The sequence below is a fragment of the Blautia sp. NSJ-175 genome (assembly GCF_022867815.1).
Classification (GTDB): Bacteria; Bacillota; Clostridia; order Lachnospirales; family Lachnospiraceae; genus Blautia; species Blautia celeris.
Genome location: NZ_JALIFQ010000013.1, coordinates 37,315 through 63,266, shown reverse-complemented (window position 1 = coordinate 63,266; position 25,952 = coordinate 37,315). Strand labels below are relative to the sequence as shown.

29 protein-coding genes are annotated in these 25,952 nt (G+C 45.7%); 27 read left to right on the top strand and 2 right to left on the bottom strand.

Annotated elements, in window-relative coordinates; genetic code table 11:
* Positions 1 to 19: 19 nt before the first annotated feature.
* On the bottom strand, positions 20 to 1,963 hold the full coding sequence (locus tag MUB35_RS19285) for an oxidoreductase (protein ID WP_033139564.1): 1,944 nt from the start codon (positions 1,961 to 1,963) through the stop codon (positions 20 to 22).
* A 188-nt stretch (positions 1,964 to 2,151) separates the two neighbouring features.
* Here MUB35_RS19285 and MUB35_RS19280 point away from each other — a divergent pair, with 188 nt between their 5' ends.
* From MUB35_RS19280 to rsfS, 14 genes are all read left to right on the top strand, one after another.
* The gene (locus MUB35_RS19280; RefSeq protein WP_052098944.1) at positions 2,152 to 3,090 is read left to right on the top strand and encodes a LysR family transcriptional regulator; all 939 of its coding nucleotides are present in this window, start codon (positions 2,152 to 2,154) and stop codon (positions 3,088 to 3,090) included.
* 228 nt (positions 3,091 to 3,318) lie between these two features.
* Complete coding sequence (locus MUB35_RS19275; protein WP_033139565.1) at positions 3,319 to 5,178, top strand: TIGR03960 family B12-binding radical SAM protein; 1,860 nt, start codon at positions 3,319 to 3,321, stop codon at positions 5,176 to 5,178.
* Positions 5,168 to 5,875, top strand: coding sequence for a TIGR03936 family radical SAM-associated protein (locus MUB35_RS19270; RefSeq protein ID WP_033139566.1), 708 nt, complete (start codon positions 5,168 to 5,170; stop codon positions 5,873 to 5,875). The genes MUB35_RS19275 and MUB35_RS19270 overlap by 11 nt, the downstream gene beginning before the upstream one ends.
* Positions 5,859 to 7,076: a ribonuclease E/G gene (locus MUB35_RS19265; RefSeq protein WP_033139567.1), complete on the top strand. Its 1,218-nt coding sequence runs from the start codon at positions 5,859 to 5,861 to the stop codon at positions 7,074 to 7,076. The genes MUB35_RS19270 and MUB35_RS19265 overlap by 17 nt, the downstream gene beginning before the upstream one ends.
* An 8-nt stretch (positions 7,077 to 7,084) precedes the next feature.
* A complete protein-coding gene (locus MUB35_RS19260; RefSeq protein ID WP_033139568.1) occupies positions 7,085 to 7,576 on the top strand; it encodes an NUDIX hydrolase in 492 nt (163 codons plus the stop codon).
* A complete protein-coding gene (locus MUB35_RS19255) occupies positions 7,557 to 8,561 on the top strand; it encodes a CPBP family intramembrane glutamic endopeptidase (RefSeq protein WP_033139569.1) in 1,005 nt (334 codons plus the stop codon). The genes MUB35_RS19260 and MUB35_RS19255 overlap by 20 nt, the downstream gene beginning before the upstream one ends.
* A gap of 187 nt (positions 8,562 to 8,748) precedes the next feature.
* A complete protein-coding gene (rplU, locus tag MUB35_RS19250; RefSeq protein ID WP_033139570.1) occupies positions 8,749 to 9,054 on the top strand; it encodes a 50S ribosomal protein L21 in 306 nt (101 codons plus the stop codon).
* A gap of 2 nt (positions 9,055 to 9,056) precedes the next feature.
* Positions 9,057 to 9,389 carry a ribosomal-processing cysteine protease Prp gene (locus tag MUB35_RS19245; RefSeq protein ID WP_033139571.1) on the top strand — a complete coding sequence of 111 codons (333 nt, stop codon included), beginning with the start codon at positions 9,057 to 9,059 and terminating at the stop codon, positions 9,387 to 9,389.
* Positions 9,390 to 9,393: 4 nt separating this feature from the next.
* A complete protein-coding gene (gene rpmA / locus MUB35_RS19240) occupies positions 9,394 to 9,681 on the top strand; it encodes a 50S ribosomal protein L27 (RefSeq protein ID WP_018598162.1) in 288 nt (95 codons plus the stop codon).
* Between the two features lie 127 nt (positions 9,682 to 9,808).
* On the top strand, positions 9,809 to 11,101 hold the full coding sequence (gene obgE / locus MUB35_RS19235; RefSeq protein ID WP_033139572.1) for a GTPase ObgE: 1,293 nt from the start codon (positions 9,809 to 9,811) through the stop codon (positions 11,099 to 11,101).
* Positions 11,102 to 11,109: 8 nt separating this feature from the next.
* Complete coding sequence (gene yhbY, locus MUB35_RS19230) at positions 11,110 to 11,400, top strand: ribosome assembly RNA-binding protein YhbY (RefSeq protein ID WP_033139573.1); 291 nt, start codon at positions 11,110 to 11,112, stop codon at positions 11,398 to 11,400.
* A 27-nt stretch (positions 11,401 to 11,427) separates the two neighbouring features.
* Positions 11,428 to 12,066 (top strand): nicotinate-nucleotide adenylyltransferase, encoded by a 639-nt coding sequence (nadD, locus tag MUB35_RS19225; protein WP_033139574.1) that lies wholly within the window; start codon positions 11,428 to 11,430, stop codon positions 12,064 to 12,066.
* Positions 12,056 to 12,658, top strand: coding sequence for a bis(5'-nucleosyl)-tetraphosphatase (symmetrical) YqeK (gene yqeK, locus MUB35_RS19220; RefSeq protein WP_244806646.1), 603 nt, complete (start codon positions 12,056 to 12,058; stop codon positions 12,656 to 12,658). The genes nadD and yqeK overlap by 11 nt, the downstream gene beginning before the upstream one ends.
* A complete protein-coding gene (gene rsfS / locus MUB35_RS19215; protein WP_033139576.1) occupies positions 12,655 to 13,008 on the top strand; it encodes a ribosome silencing factor in 354 nt (117 codons plus the stop codon). Before yqeK ends, rsfS begins: the two co-directional genes overlap by 4 nt.
* Before the next feature lie 172 nt (positions 13,009 to 13,180).
* On the opposite strand, the gene lexA is transcribed toward rsfS, so the two are convergent.
* Positions 13,181 to 13,807: a transcriptional repressor LexA gene (gene lexA / locus MUB35_RS19210; protein WP_033139577.1), complete on the bottom strand. Its 627-nt coding sequence runs from the start codon at positions 13,805 to 13,807 to the stop codon at positions 13,181 to 13,183.
* 230 nt (positions 13,808 to 14,037) lie between these two features.
* Here lexA and MUB35_RS19205 point away from each other — a divergent pair, with 230 nt between their 5' ends.
* The 13 genes from MUB35_RS19205 to MUB35_RS19150 all read left to right on the top strand — a co-directional run bounded on the left by MUB35_RS19205 (position 14,038) and on the right by MUB35_RS19150 (position 25,948).
* Positions 14,038 to 14,379 (top strand): LysM peptidoglycan-binding domain-containing protein, encoded by a 342-nt coding sequence (locus MUB35_RS19205; RefSeq protein WP_244806645.1) that lies wholly within the window; start codon positions 14,038 to 14,040, stop codon positions 14,377 to 14,379.
* A 20-nt stretch (positions 14,380 to 14,399) separates the two neighbouring features.
* Positions 14,400 to 14,483, top strand: a complete 84-nt coding sequence (locus tag MUB35_RS31040) for a DUF6783 domain-containing protein (RefSeq protein ID WP_353964003.1) — start codon at positions 14,400 to 14,402, stop codon at positions 14,481 to 14,483.
* 150 nt (positions 14,484 to 14,633) lie between these two features.
* Positions 14,634 to 15,008, top strand: a complete 375-nt coding sequence (locus MUB35_RS19200; protein WP_244806644.1) for a DUF3795 domain-containing protein — start codon at positions 14,634 to 14,636, stop codon at positions 15,006 to 15,008.
* A 208-nt stretch (positions 15,009 to 15,216) separates the two neighbouring features.
* On the top strand, positions 15,217 to 16,296 hold the full coding sequence (locus MUB35_RS19195) for a LacI family DNA-binding transcriptional regulator (protein WP_103732666.1): 1,080 nt from the start codon (positions 15,217 to 15,219) through the stop codon (positions 16,294 to 16,296).
* 695 nt (positions 16,297 to 16,991) lie between these two features.
* Entirely contained in the window at positions 16,992 to 17,765 is a 774-nt protein-coding gene (locus MUB35_RS19190) for a DeoR/GlpR family DNA-binding transcription regulator (RefSeq protein ID WP_033139581.1), read from the top strand.
* Between the two features lie 45 nt (positions 17,766 to 17,810).
* Complete coding sequence (locus MUB35_RS19185) at positions 17,811 to 18,479, top strand: AAA family ATPase (RefSeq protein ID WP_052098946.1); 669 nt, start codon at positions 17,811 to 17,813, stop codon at positions 18,477 to 18,479.
* 189 nt (positions 18,480 to 18,668) lie between these two features.
* Positions 18,669 to 20,012: a sn-glycerol-1-phosphate dehydrogenase gene (locus tag MUB35_RS19180; protein ID WP_033139582.1), complete on the top strand. Its 1,344-nt coding sequence runs from the start codon at positions 18,669 to 18,671 to the stop codon at positions 20,010 to 20,012.
* 71 nt (positions 20,013 to 20,083) lie between these two features.
* Complete coding sequence (locus MUB35_RS19175) at positions 20,084 to 20,977, top strand: aldose 1-epimerase family protein (RefSeq protein WP_033139583.1); 894 nt, start codon at positions 20,084 to 20,086, stop codon at positions 20,975 to 20,977.
* A 295-nt stretch (positions 20,978 to 21,272) separates the two neighbouring features.
* Complete coding sequence (locus MUB35_RS19170; RefSeq protein ID WP_033139584.1) at positions 21,273 to 21,947, top strand: response regulator transcription factor; 675 nt, start codon at positions 21,273 to 21,275, stop codon at positions 21,945 to 21,947.
* The gene (locus MUB35_RS19165; protein WP_033139585.1) at positions 21,935 to 23,164 is read left to right on the top strand and encodes a HAMP domain-containing sensor histidine kinase; all 1,230 of its coding nucleotides are present in this window, start codon (positions 21,935 to 21,937) and stop codon (positions 23,162 to 23,164) included. Before MUB35_RS19170 ends, MUB35_RS19165 begins: the two co-directional genes overlap by 13 nt.
* A 66-nt stretch (positions 23,165 to 23,230) precedes the next feature.
* The gene (locus MUB35_RS19160) at positions 23,231 to 24,109 is read left to right on the top strand and encodes an ABC transporter ATP-binding protein (protein WP_033139586.1); all 879 of its coding nucleotides are present in this window, start codon (positions 23,231 to 23,233) and stop codon (positions 24,107 to 24,109) included.
* Positions 24,109 to 25,365, top strand: coding sequence for a hypothetical protein (locus tag MUB35_RS19155; RefSeq protein ID WP_033139587.1), 1,257 nt, complete (start codon positions 24,109 to 24,111; stop codon positions 25,363 to 25,365). The genes MUB35_RS19160 and MUB35_RS19155 overlap by 1 nt, the downstream gene beginning before the upstream one ends.
* The gene (locus MUB35_RS19150) at positions 25,328 to 25,948 is read left to right on the top strand and encodes a hypothetical protein (protein ID WP_033139643.1); all 621 of its coding nucleotides are present in this window, start codon (positions 25,328 to 25,330) and stop codon (positions 25,946 to 25,948) included. Before MUB35_RS19155 ends, MUB35_RS19150 begins: the two co-directional genes overlap by 38 nt.
* Positions 25,949 to 25,952 lie beyond the last annotated feature (4 nt).

Sequence of the window (25,952 nt, the reverse complement as noted above, 5' to 3'; positions counted from 1 at the left end):
TAAGTCATAAATCGAGTCTTTAAATATCAATTGCCCGGTAATAACCCGTAGTGACAGCTTCCACAACACGTCCTGCCTTGATACAGTCACCTGTTTCAAATACACGCGGTGCTGCATTGTAAAAGCTTTCGGCAGTTTTTCGGTCAGCTCTCATTCCGGCTGCCAGCAGGATGTTGTCTGCGGGGATAACAAGCTCGCCCTCAGGAGTCTGGCATACAAGGCCTTTGTCAGTGATTGCCTTTGCAGTGGTGTTCACATGGATCTTGATGTTGCTGTCGCGCATATAAATCTTCATGGCATTTTTGTGCATGAAATAGGAATCTGCTGCCCAGTCCTCTTTCATTTCTACGATCGTTACGTCTTTGCCGAGTCCGTCCAGGTAAATGGCGCATTCGGAACCGACAAGTCCTCCGCCGAGGATGACAACCTTCTGTCCAAGGGCCGGTTCCGGCTGATGAAGAGCGGTAAGCCCCACAACTTTTTCATTGTCAATTCCCGGAATCGGCGGAACAATGGGTTTGGCACCGATGGCAGTGATGATAACGTCAGCATTTTCTGCGGCTGCCTGCTCTGCGGTCAACTCTGTGTTCAGGCGTACATCCACACCTGATTTGGCAAGGCGGCCTTCCAGTACTTTGACAAAATTATACATATCCTGTTTAAATGGTATGTACTGCTCGGAGAGAAGCTGTCCTCCGAGACGGCTGTTTTTCTCGTAAAGGGTGACAGAATGTCCCCGTCCTGCGGCTGTGATGGCCGCTTCCATACCGCCGGGGCCACCGCCCACTACGATGACTTTCTTCGGTGTTGTAGGCGGAAAGGCATGTTTGTGTTCCAGCTCATTGCCGACAACCGGATTGAAAGCGCAGCAGAAGGTTCTGTTTGTCAGGTAGTTGTAGAAGCAGGTGAAGCAGCGGCAGCAGCGGGTGATGTCGTCTTTGTTGCCGGAAAATGCTTTTTCCGGGAAGTAGGGGTCACAGATGGACTGACGGGCAATCTCTATGATATCCGCTTTGCCTGTGGCGATGATTTCCTCCATCATATCCGGGTCGTTGAGGCCGCCCAGGGTAGCCACCGGTGTCTTGACGTGCTTCTTGATCTCTGCGGCCAGATATACGTTGCAGCCGTGCTCAATGAACATGGACGGATGTGTACGCACAAATACTTCCGGGTCTTCGTGAACGCCGGCGGATACATGGATAATGTCAACTTTGCCGTCTATGGCTTTTGCCATCTCGATTCCTTCTTCGATACCGTATCCGCCTTTGGTAAACTCGGCACCGCTCATACGGAATTCGATGGGGAAATCAGGACCTACGGCTTCCCTTACTTTTTCAATGACAAGAAGAGAAAAACGCATACGGTTTTCCAGGCTGCCGCCCCATCTGTCTGTTCTGTGGTTCATAGCCGGGGAGCTGAACTGTCCAAGGAGCCAGCCGTGTCCGCCGTGAATCAGTACCATATCGAATCCGGCTTCCTTTACCAGTTTGGCAGCCTGACCAAAGCAGTCGGCAACTCTGTAGATGTCTTCTTCCGTCATGCTGCGGACCGGATGTCCTTCTCCGTTGATCTCGTCGTTGGGGCCGATATTGACACCTTCTGCGCTTCCATGGCCCCGGGCATTGGCGAATTTGCCGCCGTGGGCAAGTTCCATAACGGCATTGCAGTTATGGCGGTGCATGGCGTTAGCAGCTTCCTTCAGGGAGGGAAGCGACATAACATCGTAGAGCTTGACTTCCTTCGTGTGGGAACGTCCGATGGCATCCACGATGCCAAGACCAATGGCAACCCCTGCCAGGCCGCCGCGGGCACGGTTCTCGTGAAATGCGATTTCTTCCTTGCGCATATTACAGTCAGAGTCTAATTCGGGATTAGACATGGGAGCGCCCAGGATTCTGTTCTTGAATGTCAGGTTGTTGATGGTGATTGGGCTGGCAAGATGCGGATAATACTTGTTTTTCATTGAGAAACCTCCTTAGTTTCGTTTACGTTTGTTTGATAAGTTAAATATATAACAAATTCCGCGATTGAAAAAGAAGAAAAAACATTGTACTATTACAAGGAAAAGGTTGTAGTGGTAAAGGGAGCCTCAATATCTTTTCCGGCAGAGCGTTAGAGGCATTCTTTCTGATTTAGACAGGAGATTAGGACATGACATTCAGGCAAATGGAGTTATTCGTAGCGGTATGTGAATATAAGAGCATTAATAAGACATCTGCGGCGTATCATATTTCGCAGCAGGGGATATCAAAGACCATCCGGGAAGTGGAGGAGGAGCTTGGTTGTGTGCTTCTGAACCGGGATATTAACGGTGTGTCGCCGACAAGGTTTGGGACGTATTTTCTGAATGAGTGCCGTATTATTCTGGAGAGGAAGAATTATGTGTGCTCCCATATCACGCAGATTGAGGATATGCCGCAGGAAACGATTTATCTGGGTATGGCATTCGGGGTGGTTTCTTCGCTGCCTTACCGGCTGATAGGGGATTTTGAAAGGCTGCATCCCCATGTGAAGATCGAGTATTCAGACCATACGGATTACTATCTGGAAAGTCTTGCGAAGAAGGATGAATATGATTTTTGTATCACGACGGGAGTGGTGGATAGGGAGAGGCTTTCATCGGAGCTGTTGTTTCAGGAGGGCGTGTATCTGTGTATACCGTGTATCCATGAATTGTATGAAAAAGAAAAGATTACCATGGAGAATTTGAAAGGGCAGAGATATGCCATGTTCAGCACGCAGTTTCATATCCGCCATAATTTTGACACTGCCTGCAGGAATGCGGGCTTTGAGCCGGAGATAGTGATTGCGTCCAGTGATTTTAATTCGCTGAAAGAAATTGCCCAGCACAATAATCTTCTGTTTGTGGTTCCGGGCCATACGATTCGGCCGGATGATGCCAGGCTTCGGTATGAGAAGTTCCCTGATGACAGATTTACCTGGGATGTGAATTTTGTTAAGAAAAATAATAAAGTGCTGACAGAGAATATGATGGCATTTTACCGTTATCTGAAAGAACAATTTCCGAAAAAAAATGTGCCCCCTTTGGGGGAGGAATCTCCGGTAAGTAATCTCCCTGCGGATTGTTGATGATTCCGGTGTTTTGCCTGCACAGACCAAATTTTACTTGAAGTTCTTCCTCAAACTGCGTATAATTGAACAAGCATGCATCACAGTGATACAAATTGTGTTTGTGAGGCAGCATTCATATGGACAGTATACTGCATGGAGCTATAATTGTGTCGGCCTGTGTTGAGATGTGGGCTGAAGGAATAGTTTGATATTGTGTATATTTATAAAAAATATCAAGGAGAAATAATGAGAAAATTAGCTTTAAGTGATGAAATATTACTAAAAATCGAGAAACCCGCCCGCTACATTGGTAATGAGGTAAACTCGGTAAATAAGAACAAAGATGAGGTGGATATACGTTTTGCCATGTGTTTCCCGGATGTGTATGAAATCGGAATGTCCCATCTGGGAATACAGATATTATATGATATGTTTAATAAAAGAGAGGATGTATGGTGTGAACGTGTCTACTCTCCATGGCCGGATTTAGATGCGGTTATGCGCAAAAAGCAGATTCCGTTATTTGCGCTGGAATCCCAGGATCCCATAAAGGACTTTGATTTTCTCGGCATAACCATCCAGTACGAGATGTGTTATACGAACATTCTGCAGATTCTGGATCTGAGCCATATGCCCCTTCGCGCGAAAGACAGAGGGGAAGAATACCCCATCGTCATAGGCGGAGGTCCTTGTACCTATAACCCGGAACCGCTGGCCGAGTTCTTTGATGTGTTCTATATCGGTGAGGGCGAAACGGTTTTTGATGAATTTCTGGACATCTATAAGGAATATAAAAAAGTTGGAAAAAGCAAAAAAGAATTTTTAGAACGTGCTGCCGAAATACCGGGTATTTATGTTCCGGCATTTTATGACGCGTCGTACCATGAGGATGGGACACTTGCGTCCTTTACCCCCAATAATCCGCATGCCAAAGAGATAATTGAAAAACAGGTTGTCATGAACCTCTCAGATGTCTGTTATCCGGAAAAACCGGTGGTGCCGTTTATCAAGGCCACACAGGACCGTGTTACCCTGGAAATCCAGAGGGGATGTATCCGGGGATGTCGTTTCTGCCAGGCAGGGATGATTTACAGACCGACCAGGGAGCGCGATGTGGAATTCCTGAAAAAGACGGCCCAGGCTATGCTTGAAAGTACCGGGCATGAAGAAATTTCCCTGAGTTCCCTAAGCTCCAGTGATTATTCCAAACTGCCGGAATTGATAGATTATCTGATTCAGGAGTGTTCCGCAAGAAATGTGAACATCTCCCTTCCTTCCCTGCGTATTGACGCCTTTTCTCTGGATGTTATGAGCAAGGTTCAGGATATCAAGAAGAGCAGTCTGACTTTTGCCCCGGAGGCGGGAACACAGCGTATGCGCGATGTGATCAATAAAGGACTGACAGAGGAAGTTATCTTAAACGGTGCGGCAGAAGCATTTGCGGGAGGCTGGACCAGAGTGAAGCTGTATTTTATGCTGGGACTCCCCACGGAGACAGAGGAGGATATGAAAGGCATTGCCCATCTTGCTGAAGAAGTCGCCAAGAAATATTATGAAATACCAAAAGAACAGCGCCGGGGCAGATGCCAGATCGTAGCCAGTACGTCCTTTTTCGTGCCGAAACCGTTTACCCCTTTCCAGTGGGCTTCCATGTGCCGCAAAGAGGAGTATCTGGCAAAAGCAAAAGTTGTGAAAGATGAGATCCGTGCGCAGCTAAACCAGAAGAGTATCAAATACAATTACCATGAGGCAGATGTCACGGTGCTGGAAGGGATTTTGGCAAGGGGTGACAGACGTATCTGTGATGTTCTGGAGCTGGCCTACAAAAACGGGGCTGTTTTTGATGCATGGTCCGAATATTTCCGTTATGATATCTGGATGAAGGCCTTTGAAGAACTGGGCATTGATCCGGAATTTTATACGCTTCGTGAGCGTCCGGCTGATGAATTGTTCCCCTGGGACTTTATTCACGCGGGGGTAGCAAAAAAATTCCTTCTAAAAGAATGGGAGAGAGCAAAAGAGGGAGTTGTGACACCAAACTGCCGGGTAAAATGTTCCGGCTGCGGAGCAGCTTCTTATAAAGGAGGTGTCTGCATTGAAGGTTAGAGTGAAATTTGCAAAAGAAGGGGCCATGAAATTTATCGGTCATCTGGATATCATGCGGTATTTCCAGAAAGCTGTAAAACGCGCAGGACTGGATGCGGCATTTTCAGAAGGATACAGTCCTCACATGATCATGTCCTTTGCCTCACCTCTGGGTGTGGGGATAACCAGCACAGGTGAATACTTTGATTTAGAGCTTAAGAGTGCCTCTTCATCAGAAGAAATGGTAAAAAGGCTGAATGATGCCATGGTGGAGGGAATGCGCATTTTAAGCATCCGCCAGGTAGAAGAAGGCAAGGCGGGAAAGGCCATGTCTCTTGTGGCTGCTGCTGACTATGTACTCACCTTTCGGGAGAGAAAAGAGCCGTCAGAGGACTGGAAGAAGAAAATTGCGGAATTTACGGCCCAGCCATCCATCACAATCTTGAAAAAGACAAAGAAAAGTGAAAAGGAAGTGGACATCCGCCCCTTTATATATCATATGGAAGAAAATGAGGGGAGCATTTACCTGACTCTGGCGGCGGGAAGTTCCAACAACACCAAGCCTGAGCTTGTAATGGAAGCTTTCTGTGCATTTTTAGGTGTGCCTTACGATGAATGGGCCTTTATGGTGCATAGAAGCGAACTTTATGCCGACAACGGCACAGAGGAGGAGCGGCATCTCGTGCCGCTGGAAAATTTAGGTGAGGAAATTGAGTAAGCTGATTCTGACGCCTATGGATATTTCCGGCAGAAAACGGCTGGCGGCGGCCCTTGTGCAGGACGGGCGTGTCTGCCAGCTTGACTTGTGCCGGTTTGAACATAAGAATATTTTGGGCAATATTTATGTGGGAAAAGTAAAAAATATCGCTGAAAATATACGTGCGGCCTTCATAGAAATAGCGGATGGCATCATGTGTTATTACTCTATGGACGAAAAGGCAGTCCCTATCTATACCAACCGGAAAAAAAACGGTAAGCTGAAGCCGGGTGATGAACTCCTGGTGCAGGTGTGCAGAGAGCCCATCAGGGGAAAGCTTCCCTGTGTGACCTGTGATCTGAATTTCTCGGGAAGATATCTGGTTGTGACCGCTCTTAAGGCTGTGCCGGGGTTCTCGGGGAAATTAAACGCAGAGGAGAAAAAGAGGCTGAAGGAAATACTCAGTCCCATTCTGCCGGATGATGCCGGTATCATTGTGCGCACTAACAGCAGAAACGCATCGGAGGAAGAACTGCAGTCCGAGCTGGAACGGCTGATGAAATGCCTGCATCAGGTAAAAGAAAAAGCCCTGACAAGAACCTGTTTTTCCCTGATACATGAAAATCTGCCGGAATACCTGCAGGTTTTGCAGAATGTGTATGAACAGGACCTGGATGAGATCGTCACAGACGACAGAGAGCTTTGTGACCAGGTTTCACGCTATCTGGAATACTATGGAATGCCGGCTGATAAGCTGCGTTTCTATGAGGATAAGCTTCTGCCTCTGTCACGCTTATATTCACTGGAATCAGTACTCAAAGAGGCGGTTTCTGAAAAAGTGTGGCTGAAATCAGGGGCGTTTTTAGTGATCCAGCAGACAGAGGCATTTGTCTCCGTTGATGTGAACACCGGAAAATATACCAGTAAAAAGGATTCCCAGGAGACCTTCCGGAAAATTAATCTGGAGGCAGCCAAAGAGATCGCAAGGCAGCTTCGTCTCCGCAATCTGTCCGGAATGATCTTAATAGATTTCATTAATCTGAAAGAGCAAAAAGATAAAGATGAGCTGCTGCAGGCCCTGCAGAGATACCTGAATCAGGACCCGGTCAAGGGGAATGTGGTGGACATTACGAAACTGAATATTGTGGAAGTGACCCGCAAAAAAATAAGGAAATCCCTGGCAGAAGAGCTTCGGGAAGAATATCAGGAAAGTGTAAGGTAATCATAGTTATGAAAGTAAAATCCATGCTTACAACGCTGTGTTATATTGAGAAAGGCGACAGCTATCTGATGCTGCACCGGATTAAAAAAGAGTCTGATGTAAATAAAGACAAATGGATTGGTGTGGGCGGACATTTTGAGGAGGATGAAAGTCCGGAGGACTGTCTTTTACGGGAAGTAAAAGAGGAAACGGGCCTGACGCTTACTTCCTACAAATTCAGAGGCATTGTCACCTTTATTTTCAAACCCCTGACAGGGGAACCGGACACAGAATATATGTGTCTCTACACAGCAGATGGATATGAAGGCACTCTGTGTGCCTGCAATGAGGGCACTCTGGAATGGGTACAGAAAAAAGAAGTGCTGAATCTGAACCTTTGGGAGGGGGACAAGATATTCTTCAAGCTTTTAGATGAGGACCATCCTTTCTTTTCCCTGAAATTAATGTATCAGGGAGATACATTACGTGAGGCGGTGTTAGATGGAAAACGGATACGATGATTTCGGAAACCTGCAGAAGAAAAAACTGAAGCCTGTACACGGAATACTCCTGTTTGTACTGGTTATGGCTTCCTACTATACAATTATTGCCTGGATGCAGATGAAGTTCGGTATGTACGGGCTGGCAATGACGGAGCTGTACCTGCTTTTGCTGTCCGTGGGAATCACGGTGCTTTGCGGTGCGGATCTTGCAGAGGTCTTTCCGGTCAGAAAACTGGCATGGAGCAAAGTCTTCGGGACACTGCTTTTGTGGGCAGGAGTCTACGCCCTGGTTCTGCCGGCTACCATGGTGATCGCATGGCTGTTTCCAAGGCAGATGTTCGGTACCGGCAGCGCTCTGAATGATATGATCGCCAGTGTGCCGCTGCTGCTTTCTGTATTCATAACGGCTGTAATGCCTGCTGTCTGTGAGGAGGCAATGCACAGAGGCGTGATTCTGCACAGCCTGAAAAGCCTGAAACGCGAATGGCTGATCGTGCTGGTCATGGGAATCCTTTTCGGCCTGTTTCATGGCAGTGTATGGCGCTTTGTGCCAACTGCGCTGCTGGGCGGAGCCTTGTCCTGGCTGATGCTTAAAACAGAGAATATGGTTTATCCGGCACTGTTTCATTTCGCAAATAATTTTCTGCCGACGCTTCTTACTTTTGGACAGACTGAAAATGATGCAGCGGCAGGTGCGGAATACCTCATGGAAGCAGGTATCCCCATGGCAGCACTGGGAATCTATGTGGCGATCGGCTGCGTGGCACCATTTGCCATTTATACGGCGGGTTATCTGATACGAAGGGAAAAAGGAAGAAAAGTGCCTTATTTTCCAAAAGAACATCAGACATTCTGGATCGTATTTCTCACCATCTGTTCCGTGATACCGGCAATGATAGGCGGCGTGTTATTTTTGTATGGGATTTTCTTTGATGACTCCCTGTGGGAGATGATAAGGCAGAGTCCGGTGGAAAATTTCACCGTTTTTCTGAAATACCTGTAACGGTTCGGTACAAACTTCCTTTGGTGATGGTTTTTTTGTACAAAATTCTTACAAAATTTTCAAGAATATATTGACGAACAGATATTCTTGTGCTATTATAAGCGAGTATGCCGCACAAAGAGGTTTGAAGCGCTGTGAAATAGTCAGCCACCATAATTTGGCGAGTAATGATAATAGGAGGTGCCATATGTACGCAATTATTGCAACAGGTGGTAAACAGTACAAAGTAGCCGAAGGCGATGTTATCAGAGTAGAAAAACTTGGAGCAGAAGCTGGAGAAACTGTTACATTTGACCAGGTCCTTGCCGTAAACAATGATGGGTTAAAAGTTGGTGAAGACGTAGCAAGCGCTACTGTAACCGCGTCTGTAGTTGAAAACGGTAAAGCAAAAAAGGTTATCGTTTACAAATATAAACCGAAAACCGGATACCACAAGAAAAACGGTCACAGACAGCAGTACACCAAAGTTAAGATTGAAAAAATCAACGCTTAATTATGACGTACATTACGTTTTATCAGGACAGTGACGGTGTTGTGACAGGCTTTGACACCAGTGGACATGCCGGGTATGCCAAGCAGGGTGAGGATATCATCTGTGCAGCTATTTCCGCTCTTGTCATCAATGCGGTGAATTCCATTGAAGAGTTTACAGAAGATGCTTTTAAAGTGGATGTAGACAGAGAAAATGGCGGTATCGTATTCAGGCTGGAGGCAAAACCTTCCAAAGAAGCAGCATTGTTGCTGAATTCCCTCATTCTCGGATTGCAGAGAATGGAAGACGAAGAAGAAAACAGACAATATATTGATGTCATATTCGAGGAGGTGTAAGGACATGTTAAGAATGGACCTTCAGTTTTTCGCTCATAAAAAAGGTGTGGGTTCTACCAAGAACGGTAGAGATTCCGAATCCAAAAGACTGGGCGCAAAGAGAGCAGACGGACAGTTTGTAAAAGCCGGAAATATCCTTTACAGACAGCGCGGAACAAAAATTCATCCGGGTGTGAATGTAGGACGCGGCGGCGACGACACTTTATTTGCATTAGTAGATGGTGTTGTTCGTTTTGAGAGAAAAGGCAGAGACAAAAAACAGGTTTCTGTAGTACCGGTAACAGCAGAGTAACAATGGAATCTGCGCTTGCAGGTTTTCTATTGTCATGAATTAAGGGAGGCTTCAAATCGTTCTGGTTTGAAGCCGCTTTTTTTAGCAATATATCTGCTAAGGCAGATTTAGAAAGTCAGAGGTTTTTATGTTTGCAGACAGAGCAAAAATCACAATCCGTTCCGGAAAAGGCGGTGACGGCCATGTGAGCTTCCGAAGAGAACTTTATGTTCCAAACGGCGGTCCTGACGGCGGCAACGGCGGCAGAGGCGGAGACGTTATCTTTGAAGTGGATAAAGGTCTGAATGCCTTGACCGATTATCGGCATAAACGAAAATACGCGGCAGAGAACGGACAGGAAGGCGGCAAGAAGAGATGTCATGGCGCCGACGGAAAAGATATTATTTTGAAAGTTCCGGAAGGAACCGTGATCAAGGAAGCAGCTTCCGGAAAAGTCATTGCTGACATGTCCGGAGAAAACAAAAGACAAGTAGTGTTAAAAGGCGGAAGAGGCGGCAAAGGAAACATGAACTATGCCACAGCTACCATGCAGGTGCCAAAATATGCCCAGCCGGGACAGCCGTCCCAGGAGCTTGAGGTGATGCTGGAACTGAAAGTGATAGCAGATGTGGGACTTATCGGATTTCCAAACGTTGGAAAATCCACCCTGCTGACAAGAGTGAGCAATGCCAGGCCGCAGATAGCCAACTATCACTTTACAACTATCAATCCTCATCTGGGAGTTGTAGATCTGGAAGGCTGTGACGGATTTGTCATTGCGGATATTCCGGGTCTGATCGAGGGTGCATCAGAAGGTGTGGGACTTGGCCATCAGTTCCTGCGTCATATTGAGAGGACCCGCGTACTGATCCATCTGGTGGATGCAGCGTCCACAGAGGGAAGAGATCCCATAGATGATATTTATAAAATCAACAAAGAACTGGAAGCTTATGATCAAAAACTCATGGAGCGTCCCCAGGTGATCGCTGCCAACAAGACAGACATGATCTACAGCGAGGACGAAGATCCGGTTGAACGCATCAGACAGGAGTTTGAACCTCAGGGAATCCGAGTGTTTTCCATTTCCGCAGCTACAGGAAAAGGTCTGAAGGAACTTCTCTATTATGTGAAGAGTCTTCTGGACAAGATCGACAAAGAACCGGTTATATTTGAACAGGAATTCTTCCCGGAAGATGTGCTGATCACAGAGAATCTTCCGTATACCGTAAAACAGGATGAAGAGGACGAGCACTTGTTCTATATAGAAGGGCCGAAGATTGAGAAGATGCTGGGATATACCAATCTGGATTCAGAGAAAGGATTTTCTTTCTTCCAGAAGTTCCTTAGGGAGAGCGGTATTCTGGCTGACCTGGAAGCAGCGGGAATTGAAGAAGGCGACACTGTACGGATGTACGGCTTTGATTTTGATTATTACAAATAGGAGATAACATGACAAGTAAACAGAGGGCGTATTTAAAAGGTCTTGCAATGACCATGGACCCCATCCTGCAGATTGGGAAATCCAGCCTGACACCGGAAAACACGGCGTCTGTCGCTGAGGCGCTGGAGGCCAGAGAACTGATCAAGATAAATGTTCTCCAGAACTGCATGGATGATCCGAGGCAGATTGCAGAAATGCTGGCTGAGAGGACTAAATCCCAGGTGGTACAGGTGATTGGCAAGAAAATTGTTTTATATAAAGAAGGAAAAAAAGAAAAGAAGAAAATATTTCTTCCATAATAGGATATCCTGATAAGAGGAACAGTCATGTGCGAGAAAAGAAAACGAGTGGGCATCATGGGCGGGACTTTTGATCCCATCCATATTGGACATCTGATTTTGGGCGAGACAGCCTATGAGCAGTTTGACTTAGACCAGGTACTTTTTATGCCTGCAGGAAATCCGCCCCACAAGAGGAATCGTCTTCACCGGGCAACGGATGAACAGCGCAGTGAAATGGTGAGAAGGGCGATCGCTTCCAATCCGCACTTCTCCCTCTCTTTGGAGGAGATGAATGAGGATGGATTCACCTACACTTACAGAACGCTGGAACGTCTGAGGGCTGAGCACCCGGATACAGATTATTTCTTTATTCTGGGGGCTGACTCTCTCTTTGATTTTGACAAATGGAGAGAACCGGGCAGAATATGCAGAGCGTGTACTGTGGTGGCGGCGACCCGGAATCATACCAGTCAGGAACGGCTGGATGAGGCGATTCGTTTCCTGGAGGAAAAATACAGCGGAACCTTCCGCAAACTGAATTCCCTGAACATAGACATTTCATCGGCTATGCTCCGCTCCTGGATAGCAGGGCAGAGGACTATAAAGTATTATGTGCCTGACAATGTCATTGCATATATCAGGGAGAACCATATTTACGAGGAATGTGATACGGATGAACTATGATTTGAAAGCCTTTTCAAAAAAGCTGAAAAAGCATCTTGATGAAGAACGGTATGTGCATACTCTTGGAGTTATGTACACAGCGGCAGCGTTGGCTGTGGCCCACGGCTGTGATTTGGAAAAGGCGCAGACAGCAGGCCTGCTTCATGACTGTGCGAAATGCATACCAAATGAGAAGAAGCTGAAGCTGTGTGAAAAAAAGAATATTCCGGTATCTGAGATAGAAGAGAAGGCACCCTTTCTTCTTCACTCGAAACTGGGAGTTTATATAGCAAGAAAAAAGTATGAGGTAGAGGATAAGGAGATTCTGTCTGCTATCCGCTGGCATACCACAGGCAGGCCGGAGATGACACAGCTTGAAAAGATCATCTATCTGGCAGATTATATTGAACCGGGCAGGGATAAGGCACCCAATCTGGATAAAGTGCGCAGGCTGGCCTTTGAGGATTTGGATGTGTGTATGTATGAAGTGCTGAAAGATACCCTGGATTATCTAGGGAGCAATCCGAAGACACTGGACCCGGCTACAAAAGAAGCATTTATCTATTATGAAGAAATTTATAACAGAAAAACACAGAAGGAGGCAAATATATGAACAGCAAGGAAATTGCACGGATGGCGTGTGAAGCACTGGAAGACAAAAAAGCGCTGGAAGTAAAGATCATTAATATAGAGAAAGTCTCCACTTTGGCAGATTATTTTATTATTGCCAGCGGCAGCAACCGGAATCAGGTGCAGGCCATGGCGGATAATGTGGAAGAAATTCTTGGAAGAGCGCAGATTGAGCCAAAACAGATTGAGGGATACCAGAACGCAAACTGGATTCTCATGGATTACAGGGATGTGGTGATTCATATTTTTGATGAGGAAAACCGCCTTTTCTATGATTTGGAGAGAATCTGGAGAGATGGCGCCCTGATCGAAAAGGAAGAACTGGATAAATAAAAAAGTTTCGTGTTTTGGATAATTTAGTATTTTAAGGGGCTGCCGTACAGATGGTTATTTCTGTACGGCAGCTTTTGCTGTCCTGTAAAACGATTATCACCCAACAGGACTTTTTGTTTATTTGATAACTCTGCTATATGTATATCCTTTAGATAGTACGGATTCTGAACCTTTATTTCATAAAACGGAATACTCCGATCACTTTGCCGAGAACCTGAAACTGCTGGTCCGGTGATATGACAATGGGGTCCATAAAATCATTTTCCGGCTGCAGACGGATATGATCTTTTTCTTTGTAGAAGGTCTTGATCGTTGCGGAATCCTCCACAAGTGCAACAACCTTATCGCCATTTTCGGCATTCTCCTGCTTCTCCACCACTACATAATCCCCGCTGAATATTCCGGCATTGATCATGCTGTCACCCTGTACGACCAGCATAAAAGTCTGCTTGTTGGGCATGTATTCGGACGGAATAGGGAAGTAGCCTTCTACGTTCTGTACTGCCAGAAGCGGTTCGCCTGCGGCAACCTTTCCGATGATGGGTACATTTACGGTCTCTCTTCTCACCAGATTGAAGTTGTCATCCACAATTTCGATTGCCCGCGGTTTGGTGGGGTCCCTTCTTATATAACCGTTTTTCTCCAGCGTCTCCAGATGGGAGTGGACAGAGGAAGTGGATTTTAAATTGACTGCCTCGCAGATCTCGCGTACAGACGGCGGGAAACCGCGGTTCAGGATTTCATTTTTCATATATTCTAAAATTTCGGATTGTTTTTTACTGATTTTTCCATATGACATAAGTGATACCTCCGGTTCTGTTTGAGTGGGGTTTATGATCGATGTGATATTGTCTGATACTCTCACAGTTATTTAAAAATATAATAACATATTTCGGCATGAAATGCAAACAGATATTCGGAATATTTGTTCGATTCCTATTGACAAACATGTGTTCTTGTATTATGATGGGTTATAGAAAAAGAACGCATGTTCGCGAACATATATTTGCATGTACGGAGGAGAAAACTATGAGGGAAAACAGGAGAAGAGTAAGAAAACAAAGGGCAGACAGAGCAAAACTTTTGGGGATTGGTTTTTTGGCTTTGGTGATAACATTGTTTTTTTCTGTCAGGGCAGCCGCTACAGCCAATGCGGGAACCGCTGACAGCAGCCGGACCAAATATTATACCAGTATTCAGATTGAAAAAGATACCAGTCTGTGGGATATTGCCGGGGATTATATGACAGAAGAATACGCCTCGCAGCAGGAATATATTGATGAAGTCATGCAGATGAATCATCTGAAAAGTGATGTAATATATGAAGGGGCTTATCTGTGCGTTCCATATTATTCCGCCGAACAAAAGTAAGACTAGAGTGTGTTTGAAAATTGCTTTCAGCAAACTGGGGCGTGCAGATTGTCGGAATGAATTTTCAAACACGCTCTAGCAATGACTATTTGACTATTCAGTAAGTCTGCGCATTTACTGCGCTGACCGTAAGAAAACATTTAGGAGTCAGGCGAAACCCCATCGCCAAAGGCGATTTTTCTTGGATTTTGTTTTGTGACTGTGGGGGGGACATAACCGTTACGACTTACAGAAAATATGCGGGAGAACATGTAATGAAAAGAGAATTAGGTATTGCAAGGTGCGGACTTGCCTGCTGTTTGTGTTCTGAGAATGTAAATTGCGCAGGCTGCAATTCCGGTGAATGTCCGGATAAAGAATGGTGTGAAAACCGAAAGTGTTCATTTGATAAGAATATCAGTCATTGCTTTGTGTGTACTGAGGATTGCAAGAAAGGGTTATTGGAAAAAATCAAGCCGTATGGATTTACACGGTTTATGAAACGATATGGGGAAGAGGGATTGCTTGATTGTCTTGAGAAGAATGAAAAGAATGGTATTGTTTATCACCGGGAGGGCTTAAAGGGTGACTATGATGATTTCGATGATGTGGAGGAGCTGATCGAATTTATCAAAACAGGAAAGAGATAACTTTTATCTTTGAGATAACACAATAAAATATCAGTTTATATACATATGATTCTGGTCACGCCTGCTTTTTTGTGATAATATAAAAACCAAAGTAGAGAGCAGTCTGCGGCGGCAGCCATGGAAAACGATGGGTTTATGGTATGCAGACAAAGTATGACACAGAAAAGAACACAGTATAAAAAGAGCTGACGAGTACAGAGGAAAGTTTATGAATCGAAAGAAAGTGACATCAACGGATGTGGCAAAGAGAGCAGGGGTTTCTCAGGCCACGGTATCTATGGTTCTGAATCAGAAGTATAACGTTTCTTTTTCTAGGGAGACAATTAAGAAGGTGGAACAGGCAGCAAAAGAGCTGGGATATACCAATGAGAAAAAGCCGCGTACCTCCAGAATACGCATGCGCGGTACCATATTTGTGGTCTGTCCGAACTTTACGAACCCCTACTATTTTTCTCTGATACAGGGGATTGAAAAAACGGCACAGAAAAATAAATTTGATGTTTTTTTGTGTAATACCAGAAGGGATTACCAGACAGAGGAGAAATATCTGAAAAAAATAGAAAAGCTGAATCCTTCAGGGGTTATCTATACATTTGCCCCCACTTTTCCGGAATCGCTGCAGCATGTGGCAAAGAAAATACCTGTTGTTCTGATTGGTGAGAAGGATGTGGTTTCCGGGATAGATACCGTGGAGCTCAACAGCGAAAAAATGGGACGTATGCTTGCCGAATATTTGCTGGGATTAGGGCATAGGAAGGTTGGCTTTATTTCCACACCCTTGACAGAACGCCAGTCTGCCAGGAGGGCAAGGATCAAAGGGTTCTGTGATGCTTTTGCAGATGCGGGCTGTTCTGATGGTGTGTATGTGAGAAGTCTTCCAAAAGAGATGGATATTATGTTCCAGGAAATTGATATGGAGTACAGGACCGGATATGAACTGACGCTGGAGCTGATTCAGCAGGTGCCCCAGATCACAGCTATTGCAGGGACAAACGATATGGTCGCTCTCGGTATCAGGGATGCACTGCTAAAGGAAAAGTACAGAATACCGGAAGATATTTCAATCATAGGCTGCGATAATCTTCTTTTTTCCGGGTTTAGAGGAATTGATCTGACGACAGTGGAACATTATGTGTCAAAGAAGGGCGAGGATGCCTGTGAGATCCTGATTCAGGAAATGGGGGAGCAAAAAACGAAAAAGAGCAGCAGTGAAGAGAATATGGTCCATCACATCGAATATGAACCAAGGCTGGTTGTGAGAGGGAGCAGTTCCTATCCGAAAGTATAGAAATGTCTGTAACTGCCTAAAAAGATTCCGTTGTTAGAATGGCTATCCATATAGTAATGAATGATTCGTACATGAAATATATCTTATATTATAAATGAGCATTTTCCAAACCGGATTTTCTGCATTATATTTTATGAATGCAGAAGGGTAGGGTTGGAAGATGCTTTTTGTTTTGGAGAATTCATATTTGTTTGGGCATGGAAACAAATTATTTATACTGCGATGTGATTTGCGGTGAGGGGAATCAATTGGTGATTGATGATTTACAAATGAAAAAGATGAATTTAAATTTTGAAAGAATTTAGGGCGCTTCTTATTTGTGCTTGAAAACAAATGAGATTAGGCGTATGATATTCTTGTATTTATTCATAAATAAGGACAAAATAGCACAAACAAATGTGTATGAGAATATATTCGTCAAAATAAGATGAAAACAAGTACAAATGGGAAAAAATAAATACAAACAAGAAAGCAAAAAATAAACAATAAATCAGAGCCAATTATAACAGGCAATTATAGAAAATAGCAAGTGGAATCGGTATCATATAAAAGTAAAGTTACTTCATTTTCAGTCTGCAGTCAGAATTACCCAGGATGCGAAGCATGTATTCAGGTATCACATGTAGGTACCACATGGCAGAGATATGCCGGATATGGTTTTCTGCCTGCAGAATCACAGAAAGGAGCGGTAAGGCATGTTTATGGAAGAACGGCAAAAGCTGATTGTGGATATGGTTAATACGTCCGGTCACATTACAGTGGCGGAAATACAGGAACGTTTTCAAATATCTTCGGACTGTGTCAGAAGGGATCTGCGTTCTTTGGAAAGCAGAGGGCTTTTAAAGAGGACGCATGGCGGGGCAATTAGTGCCGGTCCCAAGGGAAAGTATCCAAAAGAGCAGTACAATCCCAAAGAGAATACAGATACGGATGAGGCATGTCTGGCGGCAGCTAAAAAAGCGGTGGAGTATATTTCGGAAAATGACGTGATATATCTGACTACCTCTGCAGTCGGCTATTACATGGCACAATGTCTGCCCACAGAGTTTTCATTTACAGTTGTGACGAATTCCGTGACGGTGGCCGATGAACTGCGGAAACATCTGAATGTGTCCACGATTTTACTTGGGGGTGAGATGTCTCACCGTGGACACTGCCATGATTACTATACAATGCAGATGATGAAAAATATAAGTCTGGACAAAGCGTTTCTGTCCCATACAGCGCTGTCCATCGAAAATGGTGCTTCCATACACAACAGTGCCGGTGTGGAGCTTGGAAGACTGATCATGAAAAACAGTTCCATGAATATAGGGGTATATCCGTCCGAGAAATTGGGAAGAAAGTCTATCCACTCAGTCTGTCCGATCACAGCCTATAATCTTCTGATCACGGATGACCAGGTTTCTGAGGATTTTGTTATGCAGGCGGAAAAGTTGAAGGTGAAAGTAGATATTGCCATGCTATAAATCGGCTGATTCACAGAAATACACTCTGATATGAGGAGGAGGAAAATGTATTGTATATTAGTGACCGGGATTCCTGCATCCGGCAAAAGCACCATGGCAGAGTACCTGTCTGAGGCTTTGTGTATTCCTATGCTGTCAAAGGATAAAATCAAAGAAATTTTGTTCGATACCATCGGATTTCACTCCAGAGCAGAGAAAGTGGCGCTGGGAACCGGGGCGATGGGAATTATGTATTACTTTGCCGAACAGATGATGAAGACCGGGCAGCCCTTCATACTGGAGAATAATTTTGAAAATGTCTCAAAGCCGGGTATCCAAAAGCTGCTCAGCAGATACGGCTGTCAAGCAGTGACCGTACGCCTTTCTGGTGACGACTCTGTCCTTTATGAGAGAATGGCAAGAAGAAATGATTCCCCGGACAGACATATGGGCCATATTGTCAATGACTGTTACCCTAGACCGGAAGGGGAAACGGGGAGTATTATCCATCCGGTCCCCGCACAGGAGGACTTTATCCGTGGAATCACAGAGCGGGGCATGGTGGATTTCCGGCTTCCGGGTCCTCTTATGGAGATTGACACCACGGATTTTTCCAAAGTAAATCTGCAGAATATCGCAGAGGAGCTGCGGGGGATCATCTCCAATCTTTCACTGTCAGAAAACAGCAGCGAAGAAGAAAGAAGAGCCATGGGTATTAATAATTTAAAATATTAATAATACTATAAATTAATAATTTGATTCCCGGTTTGACATTCTGTTGGAATCTGCTATAGTAAAAACAGAAATAAAGTGTCCTGCAGTCTGTGTTCCGGCTGTAAAGGATGACTTTTTATCCAAAGCCCTAATAATATAGAACCAGGCTTTCAAAAAAGAGAATCTGACGGAAAGGATTAGAACAAAATTATGGAAAAGACAAATTGGAAAAAATACCTGGAGAAGCCCTATCACTGTTCCTGTGGGAAGACCCATGTGTGCAGCATAGAAGATATTATCATTAAGGAGAACGCAATTGAGCGTCTGCCTGAAATTCTCGGCAGGCACGATTATAAAAAACTCTGCATTGTCTGTGACATCAATACAAAAAAGGTGGCAGGGGATAAGGTCTGCGCAGTGCTGGATGAGACCGCGTATATATATCAGACAATCGTCTTCCAGGACAAGGAACTTGTGCCGGATGAGGAGGCAGTTACCTATTTTCTGACAGAGATTGACAGGGACTGCGATTTGATCATTGGGGTAGGCTCCGGTACGATTAATGATTTGTGCCGTTTTATCAGCTACAAGATGAATCTGGATTATTATATTGTGGGTACCGCACCGTCCATGGACGGCTATGCATCCAATGTATCACCGCTTATTATAAAGCATCTGAAAACCACATATGAGGCACATACGGCCAAAGTGATCATCGGAGACCTGGATATTCTGGCTCAGGCACCTTTATCCATGATCGCGGCAGGTGCCGGCGATATCCTGGGAAAATATGTCTGCCTGACAGACTGGCAGCTTGCCCATATCATGAATGGGGAATATTATTGTCCGGAAATGGCAGATATGGTGAGAGAATCTATCCAGAAGGTAGTGGACAATGCAAAAAAAGCGGCCGAAAGAGACAAAGAGGCCGTTGCAGCCATTATGGAAGGGCTTGTTCTGAGCGGTATTGTCATGAGCTATATCGGCAATTCCAGGCCGGCGTCCGGCAGTGAGCACCATATGTCACATTACTGGGAAATGATGTTTTTACTGGATCAGCAGCCGGATCCCCTTCACGGTACAAAAGTAGGGATCGGAACGGTAGCAGCCATTAAAATGTATGAAAAACTGAGAGTTCTTGGCAAAGATGCAGTGCCGGACAGTGCTCCTCATTTTGACTACAATACCTGGAGCGGTGAAATCGAGGCAGCTTACGGACCGGCAGCACCCGGTGTGCTGAAGCTGGAGCAGTCCATCGGCAAAAATAAGGATGAGGAAGTCGCAAGAAGAAGAGAGGCGTATCTTGAGAATCTGGATAAGATCCAGGCACTGATCGATGAATTGCCAAAGGCTGAAACCATCATGGATATTCTGAAGTCCATGGATGCACCGTATTATCCCGATCAGATCAAGGTGACAGCAGATGTTTTCAAGAGAAGCATCTATTATGCAAAGGATTTGAGAAACCGGTTTGGTCTTCTGCAGCTCTTATATGACCTGGAGCTTCAGGAGGAATTCAGCAGCAGGCTGATCGAAGAAATATATCAGGCATAAATCACATTGCACGGTCCGTCCTGTTTGTGATAAACTGTAAGCAAAGAACTGGAAAAAGGAGCTTAGAGTTTATGAGACGGGTTTTAGAAAATGAATATCTGAAAGTATCCGTGGAAGACCATGGCGCTGAACTGGTCAGTGTATATGATAAGGAAAATGAAAGAGAAGAACTTTGGCAGGCAGAGCCTCCTTACTGGAATCGCCATGCGCCCATTCTCTTTCCGAATGTGGGAAAACATCATGACAATACATATCGTCTGAACGGAAAGGAATTCCGCACCAGCCAGCACGGGTTTGCCAGGGACAGAGAATTTGTATGCATCAGCAAAACAGCATCGGTTCTCACCCACAAACTGGTTTCAGATGAGGAGACCAGAAGTTACTTTCCTTTTGATTTTGAACTGTATATCACCCACCGCCTGGAAGAAAGGCAGCTTTCGGTAGAGTGGAAAGTGGTGAATACGAGCGGAGAAATCATGTATTTTACCATTGGCGGCCATCCCGGTTTTCGGGTTCCCATATGGGAGGGCAGCAGACAGACGGATTATTATCTTCTGTTTCAAAAGGGACCGGCACTTAAGTACAAACTGGTATACGGTGACAGCGGTACAGCAGACGCTGCCGGAGAATATACACTGAATCTGGAGGAGGCGGATGGATATTACAGATGCCCCATCACAGAGCATATGTTTGACAGGGATGCCCTGATTTTTGACGATACCCAGGTTGAATGGGTGGGAATCGGTTATCCTGACGGGACGCCTTATGTAGTTATGGAATGTGAAGGATTTACAAATTTCGGAATCTGGACAATGCCGGGAGGACCTTATATCTGCCTGGAGCCGTGGATGGGACGCTGCGATGATTATGGCTTTGCAGGAGATATTTCCGATAAAAAGGATGTTATCACCCTTAAAGAAGGGGAGACTTTTGATAAAAGTTATCGTATGACATTTTATAAATAGACCCGCTTCATGAACAGACAGAACCGTAGAAAAAAGCATAAACCAGAAATGAAAAAGCTGCAGAGCAGAAATGTTCGGCAGCTTTTTTAGTCCGGCAGAAAGTGCGAAAAATTTGTAGGGATTTTATAGAGAATTTTTTGTTATCCTTATTACAATATCTGTGTATCGCGAAACGTGTTGCCGGGCATGCATTGTCTGTGCATCGCGAAACGTGTTGCCGGGCATGCATGGAACAGTAACCATACCGGCTCCGGATGAGATACAGGCAGACAATAAGTGCAGGATGGGAGGAAATATGGCTGAGAAAATTTTGATCGTGGATGATGAAAAGGATATCCGCTGCATGCTGAGAGATTATTTTGAGCTGCAGGGATATGAGATTTATACTGCAGCAGACGGGGAGGAAGCTCTGGATAAAATGAAGATACAGCCGGACATGATCCTTCTGGATATCAATATGCCGGGTATGGACGGCTATGAGGTGTGCAGAAGGATCAGGGATTACGTGAGCTGTCCCATTCTCTTCCTCACAGCAAGGGTGGAGGAACAGGACCGGGTCAATGGCCTGATGATCGGCGGAGATGATTATATTATGAAACCGTTCAGCATGGATGAACTGGATGCCAGGATCATGGCGCACCTGCGGCGGGAGAAGCGTATGGCATCCAGAGAACAGCTTCAATTTCAGGGAAAACTGGTTATCAACTACTCGCAGAGAAAAGTATTTTATGACGGGGAACAGATTCCCTTCACCAAAATGGAGTTTGACCTGATAGAATTTTTGTCCATGCATAAAAAGCAGGTCTTCAGCAAAGAACGCATATATGAAGCAGTTCGAGGCTATGACGGGGAGGGGGACAGCAATATTATCATGGAGCATATCAGAAGAATCCGGCAGAAACTGAAAAAACATACAAATCATGACTATATAGAAACCGTTTGGGGAGTGGGATACCAATGGATTGGATAGAGGAATACCTGGAGAATCTGGGAACAAGGATCAGAAACCTGAATCTGAGAAAGTCTCTGCGCCTTTATATCTTTGTGGCTGTGCTGGCAATCTGCCTGGCTTCTGCCATGACCATACAGACCTGTAATGGATGGAAACGGATCATCGAGACACCATATGGGCATAAGACATCAGAGAACGTATTCAATAAAGACCAGAATGCTGTCTTTACTTTGGAATATTTTGTACCGGAAAAAGAACTGACGAAAATGGATGTCATTCTTCTTGAAATCATCAATCTTCTGCAGTATGGATGTGTGCTGCTGTATTCCGTTCTGGCTATCGCCTTTGTGTCCAGGCTGTACTACAGAAATAAATTGAAAAAGCCCATTACCATCATGACCGACGCAGCACAGCACATATCCAGAAATGATATGGGGTATTCCTGCAGATATGACAGTGCAGATGAAATGGGGCAGCTCTGCAGATGCCTGGATGACATGCGTCTGAAAATCATCTCATATCAGGAGAATCTCTGGAAACAGGCGGAAGATCAGAGAACACTCAATGCGGCGTTTGCCCATGATCTGCGCACGCCTCTGACGGTTATGCAGGGCTATGTTGACCTGCTGCTTCGCTTTTATCCGGATGGACGTCTGCCAAAGGAGAAGGTCATGGAGATTCTTAAGACCATGCAGGAACAGCTTGGACGGCTTAAAAACTTCGGCGGAACCATGAAGGAAATCCACAGTATGGAGGAGCGGGCTCCCCAGTTAAAAAAGATACCGCTTTCCTTACTTTACGACAAGACCCGTGAGACGGCAGCTGCGCTTGAAGAGACCGGCGGTATGGAGATTGAGGTGAAGCTGAAGGGAAATCCCGCAGCAGAACTGCTGGCAGATGAGTTTTTTGTGCTGGAAGTGGCCGAGAATCTTTTGTCCAATGCGCTCCGTTATGCGGATAAGAAGATAGAAGTGCTTCTGGAAGCAGAACGTGAGGAAGGACCTCTCAGGCTGTATGTAAAGGACGACGGAAGAGGATTTTCAAAAGAGGAGCTTACAAAGGCTGTCTCCCCGTATTACAGGGAGAAAACAGAGGACGACGGTCAGGACAGCAGCCATTTCGGCATAGGCTTGTCCATCAGTGCCCTGCTCTGCAAAAAGCACGGGGGAGAGCTGGAGCTTGCCAACAGCATTCACGGAGGTGCCATTGTCTGTGCAGTATTTTCCTGTATGTAGGGAAAATATAGAGATTTCTCTTTTATGATAAGACGCAGACAAGAAGAAAGGAAGTAGGGATATTGTATGGATACGAAGATCGTGATCAAAAATCTGAGTAAAAATTATGGGAAAAAGCAGGCTCTGAAAAATGTGGACCTTACCATCCGCCAGGGTATGTTCGGCCTTTTGGGACCTAACGGTGCCGGCAAGACGACGCTTATGAAAATCATAGCCACTCTGCTGCAGAAGACAGAAGGAGATGTGCGCGTATGCGGCATTGATATTAACAATGACAGGGAAATCCGGCGGATCATCGGGTATCTGCCCCAGGACTTTTCCATGTACGGAAACATGTCCGTGTACGAGGCCATGGATTATCTCGGCGTATTGTCCGGGCTGTCCAGGCAGCAGAGAAAGGATCGAATACCGTCTCTGCTCGAACAGGTGAATCTGACAGATGATGTGAAAACAAAAGTGCGCGCCATGTCAGGCGGGATGCGAAGAAGGCTCGGCATTGCCCAGGCGTTGATTCATGATCCTAAAGTGCTGATCGTGGATGAACCCACTGCGGGACTTGACCCGGAGGAGCGGGTGCGTTTCCGCAATCTGCTCAGTGAGACGGCAAAGGACAGAGTGGTCATCCTGTCCACACATATTGTAGGGGATGTGGAGGCTACCTGTGAGGATATCGCCGTTCTGAACCGGGGGTGCGTGCTCTTCCAGGGAACAGTCACAGAGCTTCTGGAGGAAGCCAGCGGCAGGATATACAGCGCCCAGGTGTCCAGAATGGAACTGGAGAGTATTCGGAACAATTATACAGTCACCAGTATAATGATGCAGGGAAATCATGCGTATGTCCGCCTGATCTCTGATGAAAAACCTTTCGCTGATGCACAGATATGCGATGCCAATGTGGAGGATGCCTATATGTATCTGATGCAGGAGGAGAGGAGGGGAAAATAATGTTTTTGAAACTCTTTGCCAAAGAATGCGGGCAGATGTTAAAAAGCCTGATCTATTACCTGTTTCTGGCTGCAGTCGTGTTCTTCTATGTAAGTCAGGTGGGAAGCTTTACCCCCTATTCGGAACCTTTAAAGGGACAGGAGGAGAGCTATGGTATAAAAGCAAGTTCTGATAAGCAGCAGATCATGGGAGCCACGCTGGCCTTACTTGCGGGAGAGTATGAGGCGAACAGTTACACGGCTTATCCGGTGGGATTTTATAAAAATGTAGTTCTGACAAAAGAAAAACAGGAGAAGATCCATCAGATCCTCATGGACTGTACCGGTCTGGAAGAAGGCTACACAGATGCCATACGTGAGTCATCAGAGGAGGCGCCGCAGACAGAGGACGGTTCTTATATACAGATCGCAGGAATCAATCCGCCGCTTCTGCCTCCCGCAGAGGATCTGTCCTATGACAGGTTTTTGAGATATATGACAAAAGCGGATAAGATCATCGGAGGAGGTACCAGCTACGCTGCTGATAATGTGAAAAACAATGCCAAGACGTATGCCACATACGAGGATGCGAAAAAAGTATATGACGCCAGCCTGTACACGGACCGTATTTCCAGAGGAAAGGCAAGGCTTTTCTGTGATTATATGGGCATTGTCCTGGGACTACTCCCTGTATTTCTGGCGGTTACCAGAACACTCCGTGACAAACGTTCCATGGCACAGGAAGTGATCTATGCCAGGAGAGCGTCCTCTGTGACCATTATCGCGGCCCGGTATTTTTCAGCCATGTTCTTGACGATCATGCCGCTGTTTCTGCTGTCTTTGACACCTATGCTGCAGTGTATCTACTATGGACACCAGCTTGGTGTGTCCGTGGATGTGCTGGCCTTTGGAAAATATATTCTGGGATGGCTTCTTCCGGAAACCGCCTTTGTACTGGCCTGCGGATTCTTCCTGTCTGAGTCAGTGGGAGGGCCTGCAGCCATACTGGTGCAGGTGGTCCTCTGGATGGTGAGCATCAGCACAGGCGGAACCAAGCTTGTCGGCACGGTAGGATGGAATCTGATACCCAGGTTTAACAATGACCAGGCCACAGATGTATGGCTGTCCGTGTTCGGGCAGATGGTCAGGAACCGGCTTCTGTATGCCGGGCTTGCTCTGCTTTTTATGGCAGGTACGGTGTTTATTTATCACATGAAGCGGAAAGGAGTGCTGGGCGGACGTGGAAAGAATTTTATCCATAGAAATAGAACACTTTAAAAACCATTATGCGGGGCATTTGGCAGCAGCTCTTCTGCTTAGTCTGCTGGCTCCGGTGATCATGGGAATGGAGGCGCTGAACCAGTATCAGGCAGGCCAGATTCTGGATGTGTACTTTTCCCTGCTGGGGATCGTGCTTCTGACACCGCTTTTTATGCCGGAGCAGAATAAGGATATCCGGGATCTGCTGGCGAGCAGGGAGTATCCGCTGAGAAACATCCAGCTTCTGCGCCTGCTGCAGGCAGTTGTCATTCTGGCAGTGCTGAACCTGCTGGTCTTATTTCAGATGAAACTGGGGGAGTGCACCTTTCCTTTTGGAACTTATTTTTGGTGCGCCATGGCGAACTGTCTTTTTCTGGGGGGCCTTGGCATCTTCGCTTACGGGATCACGGACCATCTGGTGATTGCCTATATGATACCGGTATTTTATTATATCTGCTGCTACGGCGCAGGACAGAAATATCTGGGCAAATTTTATCTGTTCTCTCTCATGACCGGTGATCTGGAAAATAAGATATGGCTGGGGACAGCAGGCATTTTGCTGACTGCAGCAGGTATTGTGATAAGAAACAGAAAGAAATAGAACT

Excerpts from the sequence above, each read along its gene's own strand:
- MUB35_RS19190 (WP_033139581.1), top strand. The coding sequence starts at position 16,992 with ATGTTTATGGAAGAACGGCAAAAGCTGATTGTGGATATGGTTAATACG.
- MUB35_RS19170 (WP_033139584.1), top strand. The coding sequence starts at position 21,273 with ATGGCTGAGAAAATTTTGATCGTGGATGATGAAAAGGATATCCGCTGC.
- MUB35_RS19255 (WP_033139569.1), top strand. The coding sequence starts at position 7,557 with ATGGAAAACGGATACGATGATTTCGGAAACCTGCAGAAGAAAAAACTG.
- rpmA (WP_018598162.1), top strand. The coding sequence starts at position 9,394 with ATGTTAAGAATGGACCTTCAGTTTTTCGCTCATAAAAAAGGTGTGGGT.
- MUB35_RS19180 (WP_033139582.1), top strand. The coding sequence starts at position 18,669 with ATGGAAAAGACAAATTGGAAAAAATACCTGGAGAAGCCCTATCACTGT.
- MUB35_RS19175 (WP_033139583.1), top strand. The coding sequence starts at position 20,084 with ATGAGACGGGTTTTAGAAAATGAATATCTGAAAGTATCCGTGGAAGAC.
- yhbY (WP_033139573.1), top strand. The coding sequence starts at position 11,110 with ATGACAAGTAAACAGAGGGCGTATTTAAAAGGTCTTGCAATGACCATG.
- obgE (WP_033139572.1), top strand. The coding sequence starts at position 9,809 with ATGTTTGCAGACAGAGCAAAAATCACAATCCGTTCCGGAAAAGGCGGT.
- MUB35_RS19245 (WP_033139571.1), top strand. The coding sequence starts at position 9,057 with ATGACGTACATTACGTTTTATCAGGACAGTGACGGTGTTGTGACAGGC.
- MUB35_RS19260 (WP_033139568.1), top strand. The coding sequence starts at position 7,085 with ATGAAAGTAAAATCCATGCTTACAACGCTGTGTTATATTGAGAAAGGC.
- MUB35_RS19165 (WP_033139585.1), top strand. The coding sequence starts at position 21,935 with ATGGATTGGATAGAGGAATACCTGGAGAATCTGGGAACAAGGATCAGA.
- rsfS (WP_033139576.1), top strand. The coding sequence starts at position 12,655 with ATGAACAGCAAGGAAATTGCACGGATGGCGTGTGAAGCACTGGAAGAC.
- MUB35_RS19205 (WP_244806645.1), top strand. The coding sequence starts at position 14,038 with ATGAGGGAAAACAGGAGAAGAGTAAGAAAACAAAGGGCAGACAGAGCA.
- MUB35_RS19280 (WP_052098944.1), top strand. The coding sequence starts at position 2,152 with ATGACATTCAGGCAAATGGAGTTATTCGTAGCGGTATGTGAATATAAG.
- MUB35_RS19160 (WP_033139586.1), top strand. The coding sequence starts at position 23,231 with ATGGATACGAAGATCGTGATCAAAAATCTGAGTAAAAATTATGGGAAA.
- rplU (WP_033139570.1), top strand. The coding sequence starts at position 8,749 with ATGTACGCAATTATTGCAACAGGTGGTAAACAGTACAAAGTAGCCGAA.
- MUB35_RS19195 (WP_103732666.1), top strand. The coding sequence starts at position 15,217 with ATGAATCGAAAGAAAGTGACATCAACGGATGTGGCAAAGAGAGCAGGG.
- MUB35_RS19155 (WP_033139587.1), top strand. The coding sequence starts at position 24,109 with ATGTTTTTGAAACTCTTTGCCAAAGAATGCGGGCAGATGTTAAAAAGC.
- MUB35_RS19275 (WP_033139565.1), top strand. The coding sequence starts at position 3,319 with ATGAGAAAATTAGCTTTAAGTGATGAAATATTACTAAAAATCGAGAAA.
- MUB35_RS19200 (WP_244806644.1), top strand. The coding sequence starts at position 14,634 with ATGAAAAGAGAATTAGGTATTGCAAGGTGCGGACTTGCCTGCTGTTTG.
- nadD (WP_033139574.1), top strand. The coding sequence starts at position 11,428 with ATGTGCGAGAAAAGAAAACGAGTGGGCATCATGGGCGGGACTTTTGAT.
- yqeK (WP_244806646.1), top strand. The coding sequence starts at position 12,056 with ATGAACTATGATTTGAAAGCCTTTTCAAAAAAGCTGAAAAAGCATCTT.
- lexA (WP_033139577.1), bottom strand. The coding sequence starts at position 13,807 with ATGTCATATGGAAAAATCAGTAAAAAACAATCCGAAATTTTAGAATAT.
- MUB35_RS19185 (WP_052098946.1), top strand. The coding sequence starts at position 17,811 with ATGTATTGTATATTAGTGACCGGGATTCCTGCATCCGGCAAAAGCACC.
- MUB35_RS19285 (WP_033139564.1), bottom strand. The coding sequence starts at position 1,963 with ATGAAAAACAAGTATTATCCGCATCTTGCCAGCCCAATCACCATCAAC.